This window comes from Candidatus Halocynthiibacter alkanivorans, assembly GCF_003333265.1.
GTDB classification, from domain to species: Bacteria; Pseudomonadota; Alphaproteobacteria; order Rhodobacterales; family Rhodobacteraceae; genus Halocyntiibacter_A; species Halocyntiibacter_A alkanivorans.
Genome location: NZ_QOLB01000084.1, coordinates 41,657 through 48,759, shown reverse-complemented (window position 1 = coordinate 48,759; position 7,103 = coordinate 41,657). Strand labels below are relative to the sequence as shown.

Genomic DNA, 7,103 nt, shown 5'->3' with positions numbered 1-7,103 from the left:
CTGCGATTGCGCTGGGTCGGCTGGGGGTGCCAACGGGGTTCTTGTCGGGCCTGTCGAACGACCTGTTTGCATTCAGCTGGAGCAGACCCTGCACGAAAGCCGCGTTGATGCTTCTTTTGCGATCCGCTCAAGGCGGCCAGCGACGCTGGCCTTCGTGCGGCTGCGCGATGGCCAGACGGAGTATACGTTTTATGATGAGAACACCGCCGGCCGCATGATCACAGCGGCGGAATCTGACAACGACGACGATCGAATTGAGCGAGCTTGCTGTCTGGGGCGGGCCGAAAGCGTCTGAGCCGGGACGTCGGAGGAGGCCGGCTCTGGTGCCCTTCCCCAAAGCCGTGGCTCAAAGCGCCCGTTTTGCGGGTTTAACCAGCCAGTATGCGAGCTTAATGACGCGCCCCATTTTCCAGAATGCTACAATAATTGGCGACGCCGGAGCCGCCCATATTGAACACAAGGCCCAGCTCGGCGCCGTGCTTTTGCATCGCCCCGGCTGTGCCGCACAGCTGTTGCGCCGCCATGACATGCATGGACACCCCGGTCGCCCCCACCGGATGGCCCTTCGCCTTGAGCCCGCCCGACAGATTGACCGGCAGATCGCCGTCGGCACAGACGACCCCGTCCAGAATGGCCTGCGCCCCCTGACCACGCGGCGCCAGCCCCATTGCCTCGTAGATCAACAGCTCAGCAATGGTAAAACAGTCGTGCACCTCGGCAAAATCGAGATCACCAGGTTGCACCCCGGCCTGTGCAAACGCCTGCGAAAACGCCAGCGCCGGCCCCTCAAACGCCAGCAGGTCGCGGCGCGACATCGGCAGGAAATCGTTCACCTGCACGGCGGCACGAAACGCAATGTTTTGGGCGAACTGACCGGCCATATCATCGGCCACCAGTATCAGCGCGGCGGCGCCGTCGCTGATCAGCGAACAATCCGTCAACCGCAGCGGCGCGGCAATCACCGGGTTTTTCTCGCTCACCGTATTGCAGGCGTCAAACCCAATATCTTTTTGCAGATGCGCCAGCGGATTGGCCATCGCATTGGCATGGTTCTTTGCGGCGATCCGGGCAAGAACCTCACTGTGATCCCCGTAGTGCTGGAAATAGCGCTGCGCAAACCGGGCAAAGATCTGCGGAAAGGACACGCCGGATTCCTCTTTCTGATACGACGCACCGGCCAGCGCCCGCGTGGCGGCGGCGGTATCACAGGCGGTCATCTTCTCGGCGCCGATAACCAGCGCAATTTTGGTATCCCCGGCACGTATGGCATCCCGCGCGGCGTAGATCGCCGCCGACCCGGAGGCACAGGCGTTTTCCACCCGCACCGCCGGAGTGAACCGCAGGGCGTCATCCGCGTTCAGCGCCAGCGAGGCGGCAAACCCGTCACCCACCAGGCCGGAATTAAAATGCCCCAGCCATATGCCATCAATATCCGTCGCCTGCAGCCCGGCATGGGCCGTGGCCTGCCGGGTTACGTCAAGGATCAGATCCTCCAGTGTGCAGTCGCCCAACCGTCCAAACCGGGTATGGCCCCATCCAACTATCCGTGCATCCATGTGATCCTCCAAAACTTGACTGTCCTGGTGATTGTTCACAGATTGGGGCCGCACAACCATCGGTGAGATTACCTACTATGCGCAATGAACCGGCTTCGGGAACCGCAGCAACGACTGATTTCGGCTTTGACATGGCGCCGGTCGGGCTGGTCGTCACCCGTGATCGCCAGATCGAACGCTGTAATCAGCGGTTTTGCGAAATGTTCGGCTTTGATGCTGCCGCGCTGGAAGGTCAGTTGCTGGAAATCCTCTACCCATCCAACAAGGAATTCCTTGAGATTGGCAGGATCGGGCGGGCGCAGATGCAGGCCACCGGGAGTTATCATGATGACCGGGTAATGAAACGCGCCGACGGCAAGCTGTTCTGGTGTCACGCGCGCGGGCAATCGCAGGATCCTGACGAACCCTTCGCCCATTGCGTCTGGAGTTTTACCGACCTGTCGGACAATCGCCCGATGATACCGCTGACCCGACGCGAACGACAGGTGGTGATGATGTTGACCCAAGGCCTGCCAACCAAGGAAATTGCGCGTAAACTGAAGCTTTCACCGCGCACAATCGACGTGTACCGGGCGAATTTACTTCAGAAATTTGCAGCCAGGAGCACGCCTGAGCTATTGGCAAAACTGTCCGGGGTGCCGGTCTGATCGCGGCGGTTGTGGCTCCCGCTTTGAAGGGATCTGCTTCAATCTTCACCCGGGGCTTGCGAAATAAGGACAGGCGATATTGCGTTTGTGTCAAACGCACCAGCACCCCGTTCTGAAAGCAGATCTGTCGAGGCAAGCCGAACCTCCCCGCCGTCCAACACTTCCGGGTCGACTTCAATCAGGCGCTTCCTCAGTGAGACCGCCTGACGGTCAGGATCGGTCCGGAGGGGGGCAGGACGCGAAATTGCGGTCAATTGGCTCGCTTTTTCAAGGCGTACCAGAACGCTGGACTAATTCTGCCGCAGTGGCACCCGGCGCAGAGCGCGGTTTTCACCCTCAACTTCAGTGATACGCGCTTCAGCTGTGCCGTCAGAAAGGCTGCCCATGGTCGTCTGTTCAGCGAGAATTTTTGCCAGTTCTCCCCGTAAGACTTCAGTCCTCAGAGCCTTGATGTCAGAAGGACCCAGGGTGCTGTTGTTCAGGGCGTGCATGATTTCAGTCTCCACTCGCCGGCAGACCGAGAGCAGCCTTGCGGCCCGCGTCCCGGCATCTGGCGGCAGATCGGTTCGCAAAGAAAGACAGCGAAATTTGTTTGATTGGTGGTTTGAAAGTTTTTGAGGCAGGCGCTTGCATAAATAGCAGATCCGGCCTTGGCGCATCAGGCAGGCCTCGTATATTCCGGCGTTGTTGCGGGTCAAGATCTGCCTGACCAGTCGCGTCACCGCATGATGGGTGGCGGACATTGCGCGCTCCGGGCCTGACGCACCAGCCGGACTGATCTGGGGGGATGTCCGGATAGTCCGTAAAGCAGCCCTTTGTTAGCCTCGCAGCGAAGGCCTGCTTACGGCAAAAACATGCGCCCGTTCCGCCGCCGGGACCATCGGGGCCATCGCGGAGAATAATGCAACACGCAACATTGAAACATCCGTCTTGCCCGCGTCACGCACGGTTACCGCCCCTTTATATGCTTCTGAGCCGGACACGGCGTCTCACAAGCTTGTCAGAACCGGACGCAGGCCCAGTTGGGCCGTGACATTGTCTCCGCGTCTGGGGCAATGTCCGCCTATGATCAACACTCAGAACCGAAAACTCACGGACAGCTCACTGAGCATGCAAAGCCGGAAACCGGCTGTGCTGGGGCGCGCAACAAGACCCGCCGCTATCGGTGGCTGTCTCGATATCGCTTGTGACGGTTTGTGCCGCATTGCTGGTTCAGGGGCCTTGCTCGCCTGGATTTCACGAACGTGTTGTTTCCTTCCCTCCCAAACGGAGTAATTTATGCGCTTTTCTTTCGCCGCAATTGCCGCCGCCGCTCTTGCCATACCTGGCCTCGCATTACCAACCCTTGCAGACACGAACCCCGCCGACTGGGACGCGGTGCAATCTGCTGCACGCGGTCAGACCGTTTACTGGAATGCCTGGGGCGGATCGACCACCACCAATGATTTTATTGCCTGGGTCGGCAACCGCGTGTCAGAGGAATATGGTGTCACGCTTGAACATGTGAAGCTGTCAGACACAGCTGATGCGGTTTCGCGGGTGCTTGCCGAAAAAAGCGCCGGCAAAGACAGCGGCGGGGCAGTTGACCTGATCTGGATTAACGGTGCCAATTTTGCCGCAATGAAAGAAAGCGGCCTGTTGTTCGGGCCATTTGCTGAACAGCTGCCCAACTGGCAGATTGTCGATGTGGACGGCAAAACCGTTCAGACTGATTTCACTGTGCCGACGGACGGGTTCGAAAGCCCCTGGGCGATGGCTCAGGTGGTGTTCATGTATGACACGGCTGATCTGGCTGAACCGTTGCCTGATATGGCGGCGATCCTGGAGTGGTCGCGCGCCAATCCTGGCCGCTTCACCTATCCTCAACCGCCGGATTTCCTTGGTTCAACTTTTTTGAAACAGGCGCTGTATGATCTGGTTGAGGATCCCGCGCCGCTGCTTGCGCCGGCCAGCGACGACACTTACGCCACGGTTACCGCGCCGCTGTGGGACTATCTGGATGCCCTGACCCCAACGCTTTGGCGTCAGGGCAGAGCCTATCCGCAGACCGGCAATACCCAGCTGGCGCTGATCGCCGACAATGAGATCGACCTGGCGATTTCTTTCAGCCCCGGGGCCGCCTCAACGGCGATTGCCAATTTTGAGCTGCCCGACACGGTGCGCACGTTTGTGCTGCGGGACGGCACCATCGGCAACGCCTCTTTCGTGGCAATCCCTTATAACGCCAATGCGGCGGAAGGCGCGATGATTGTCGCCAACTTCCTGCTGTCGCCCGAAGCCCAGGCCCGGGCGCTGAACCCGGACTATCTTGGCTATGGTACCGTGCTCGACATGGCCGCTTTGTCGGCTGAGGACCGGGCCAGGTTTGAAAATATCGACCTTGGCATCGCGACGTTGACACCAGTGGAACTGGGCCAGGCGCTTGCGGAACCGCACCCCAGTTGGATGACCCGGGTGACTGCGGACTGGATCAGCCGCTACGGCACCGCCCGGTAAGATATGGGCCGCGCCGAAAATATCAGCGCAACCGGGCGGAAGCACACCGCGCGCCGCCCGGTTGTACTGCGCCTGTTGCCCTTGCTGACGGTGTTGGTGCTGGCAGGGCCGGTTCTGGCCGGGTTTGTCGGCACGGTTGCCCCTGCTTTTGGCATCATGCCGGCACTGGGTCTCTATGAGCCGGGGCTGAACGCGTTCCGGGATCTTTTCGCCTGGCCCGGTTTTAACAGCGCGCTGCGCCTCAGCCTGTCCAGCGGGCTTGGCGCCACCCTGCTGTCGCTGGCCCTGGTCACCCTGATCCTGGCGTCGCTGCAGGACACTAAAGTTTTTACGCTGCTGCGTCGCCTGCTGTCGCCGCTTTTGTCAGTGCCCCATGCCGCGGCGGCCTTTGGCCTCGCCTTCCTGATTGCCCCCTCTGGCTGGATTGTGCGCGCCGTTTCCCCGGCACTGACGGGTTGGGACCGGCCGCCCGACCTGTTGATCCTGCAGGACCCGATGGGCCTGTCACTTATTGCCGGGCTGGTGGTAAAGGAAGTGCCGTTTCTGCTGCTGATGGCAATGGCCGCCATGGGCCAGGTCCAAAGCCGCAGGTCGCTGGTGATCGCCCGCAGCCTGGGCTACGGCCGCGAAGCTGCCTGGCTGAAAGCCATATTTCCCCGCGTCTATGCCCAGATCCGGCTGCCGGTCTATGTGGTGCTGGCCTATTCGATGTCGGTGGTCGATGTCGCGGTCATTCTGGGGCCCAATACCCCGCCGCCGCTGTCGGTGCAGATCGTGCGCTGGACCTCGGACCCGGATCTGACCCTGCGGCTGCGCGCCGCCGCCGGGGCGCTGGTCCAGCTCGGCCTGGTGCTCGCTTCTCTTGTCGCCTGGCGTGGCGGCGAGATCGTCACCGCAAAGCTGGGCATGCGCTGGACCGAATCCGGTCAACGTGCCCCTGCGCTGCGGGCTCTGCGGCCCTTGGCAATTCTGCTGGCCGGGATTTCGGTCCTGGCAGTGCTGCTGGGGCTTGCGGGTCTGATCACCTGGTCTTTCGCCGGGCTCTGGCGTTTTCCCGATCTGCTGCCGCAGGAGTTCAGCCTGCGCAGCTGGCTGCGGTTCGGGCCGACGCTGGCCCAGCCGTTGCAAGAAACCGTCGTCATCGCAGCTGTTTCAACCCTGATCGCGCTTGTGCTGACCATCGGCTGTCTGGAAGCCGAGCACCGGCACGGGCTGCGCATGGGGCGCGGTGGATTCTGGATCCTGTACCTGCCACTGCTGATACCGCAGGTCGCCTTTCTGCCCGGGGTACAGACGTTGATGATCTCGCTGGGGCTGACGTCCGGCAGAGCGGCGGTTATTGCAGTCCATGTCGTGTTCGTGCTGCCCTATGTGTTTCTGTCGCTCGCGGATCCGTTCCGCGCCTGGGACAAACGCTACGCCACGATCGGCGGCGCGCTTGGTGCCGGGGCTGACCGGGTGCTGTGGACCCTGCGCCTGCCTATGTTGCTGGCACCGGTTCTGACAGCTGCGGCGGTGGGATTCGCGGTCTCGGTTGGACAGTATCTGCCAACCTTGCTGGTCGGGGGTGGCCGCGTCATGACCCTGACCACCGAAGCGGTCGCGCTGGCCTCAGGGGGCGACCGCCGCGCCATTGGCGTCTATGCTCTGGTGCAGACCGGCGCCGCTTTAGTCCCCTTTGCGCTGGCGCTTTTTCTGCCCCGGCTTATCTGGTTCAACCGCAAGGCCTTATACAATGACTGACACCTCCAGCAGCAGACAACAGGGCCTGTCCCTGCAAAACCTGCGTATTTCCCGCGGCACCAGCACACTGACAGAGATCGACGCCCATATCGATCCGGGTGAGGTGCTGTCGCTGATGGGGCCGTCCGGCTCCGGCAAATCGACGTTGCTGGCGGCGATCACTGGCACGCTGGATCCGGCTTTCACCTGTTCGGGGCTGATCCGGCTGGACGGGCGGGACATCACCGCAGCGCGTCCGGAACAGCGCAATATCGGCATCCTGTTTCAGGACGATCTGTTGTTTCCCCATTTGTCGGTTGGCGCAAACCTGGCATTTGGCCTGCGACCCACAAAACACCGCGCGGCGCGGATCAGTGTCGCTCTGGCCGATATCGGTCTTGATGGGTTTGATAACAGAGACCCGGCCACATTGTCCGGCGGCCAGAAAGCCCGGGTAGCCCTGATGCGCATGTTGCTGTCTGAACCGGCTGCGCTGTTGCTGGATGAACCCTTTTCCGGGCTGGACGCGACACTGCGCGCACAGATGCGGACACTGGTTTTTGCCCGGGCGCGCGAGCAGGGTCTGCCGGTGCTGCTTGTCACCCACGACCTGGAAGATGCACAAGCCAGCGGCGGTAAAATAATCCAGATGCAGGATGTGCACTCTCTCACTTGATCCCGG

At 61.4% G+C, this 7,103-nt stretch carries 6 protein-coding genes and 1 pseudogene; 5 read left to right on the top strand and 2 right to left on the bottom strand.

Annotated features, from left to right (window positions below; all coding sequences use genetic code 11):
* Positions 1-223: pseudogene (locus tag DWA01_RS10095) on the top strand (PfkB family carbohydrate kinase); the annotation flags it as partial.
* A gap of 166 nt (positions 224-389) precedes the next feature.
* Here the strand turns inward: DWA01_RS10095 and DWA01_RS10090 are convergent.
* The gene (locus DWA01_RS10090; RefSeq protein WP_114285719.1) at positions 390-1,556 is read right to left on the bottom strand and encodes an acetyl-CoA acetyltransferase; all 1,167 of its coding nucleotides are present in this window, start codon (positions 1,554-1,556) and stop codon (positions 390-392) included.
* 77 nt (positions 1,557-1,633) lie between these two features.
* Here DWA01_RS10090 and DWA01_RS10085 point away from each other — a divergent pair, with 77 nt between their 5' ends.
* A complete protein-coding gene (locus DWA01_RS10085; RefSeq protein ID WP_114285718.1) occupies positions 1,634-2,203 on the top strand; it encodes a LuxR C-terminal-related transcriptional regulator in 570 nt (189 codons plus the stop codon).
* A 290-nt stretch (positions 2,204-2,493) separates the two neighbouring features.
* Here DWA01_RS10085 and DWA01_RS10075 read toward each other — a convergent pair whose 3' ends face one another.
* Positions 2,494-2,946 (bottom strand): hypothetical protein, encoded by a 453-nt coding sequence (locus DWA01_RS10075; protein ID WP_114285716.1) that lies wholly within the window; start codon positions 2,944-2,946, stop codon positions 2,494-2,496.
* Positions 2,947-3,481: 535 nt separating this feature from the next.
* Between DWA01_RS10075 and DWA01_RS10070 the strand changes: the two genes are divergently transcribed.
* From DWA01_RS10070 to DWA01_RS10060, 3 genes are read left to right on the top strand one after another with little or no spacing between them, the layout of a single operon-like run.
* Positions 3,482-4,699: an ABC transporter substrate-binding protein gene (locus tag DWA01_RS10070; protein ID WP_114285715.1), complete on the top strand. Its 1,218-nt coding sequence runs from the start codon at positions 3,482-3,484 to the stop codon at positions 4,697-4,699.
* Between the two features lie 3 nt (positions 4,700-4,702).
* Entirely contained in the window at positions 4,703-6,442 is a 1,740-nt protein-coding gene (locus DWA01_RS10065; RefSeq protein ID WP_114285714.1) for an ABC transporter permease, read from the top strand.
* Entirely contained in the window at positions 6,435-7,097 is a 663-nt protein-coding gene (locus DWA01_RS10060; RefSeq protein WP_114285713.1) for an ATP-binding cassette domain-containing protein, read from the top strand. The genes DWA01_RS10065 and DWA01_RS10060 overlap by 8 nt, the downstream gene beginning before the upstream one ends.
* Positions 7,098-7,103 lie beyond the last annotated feature (6 nt).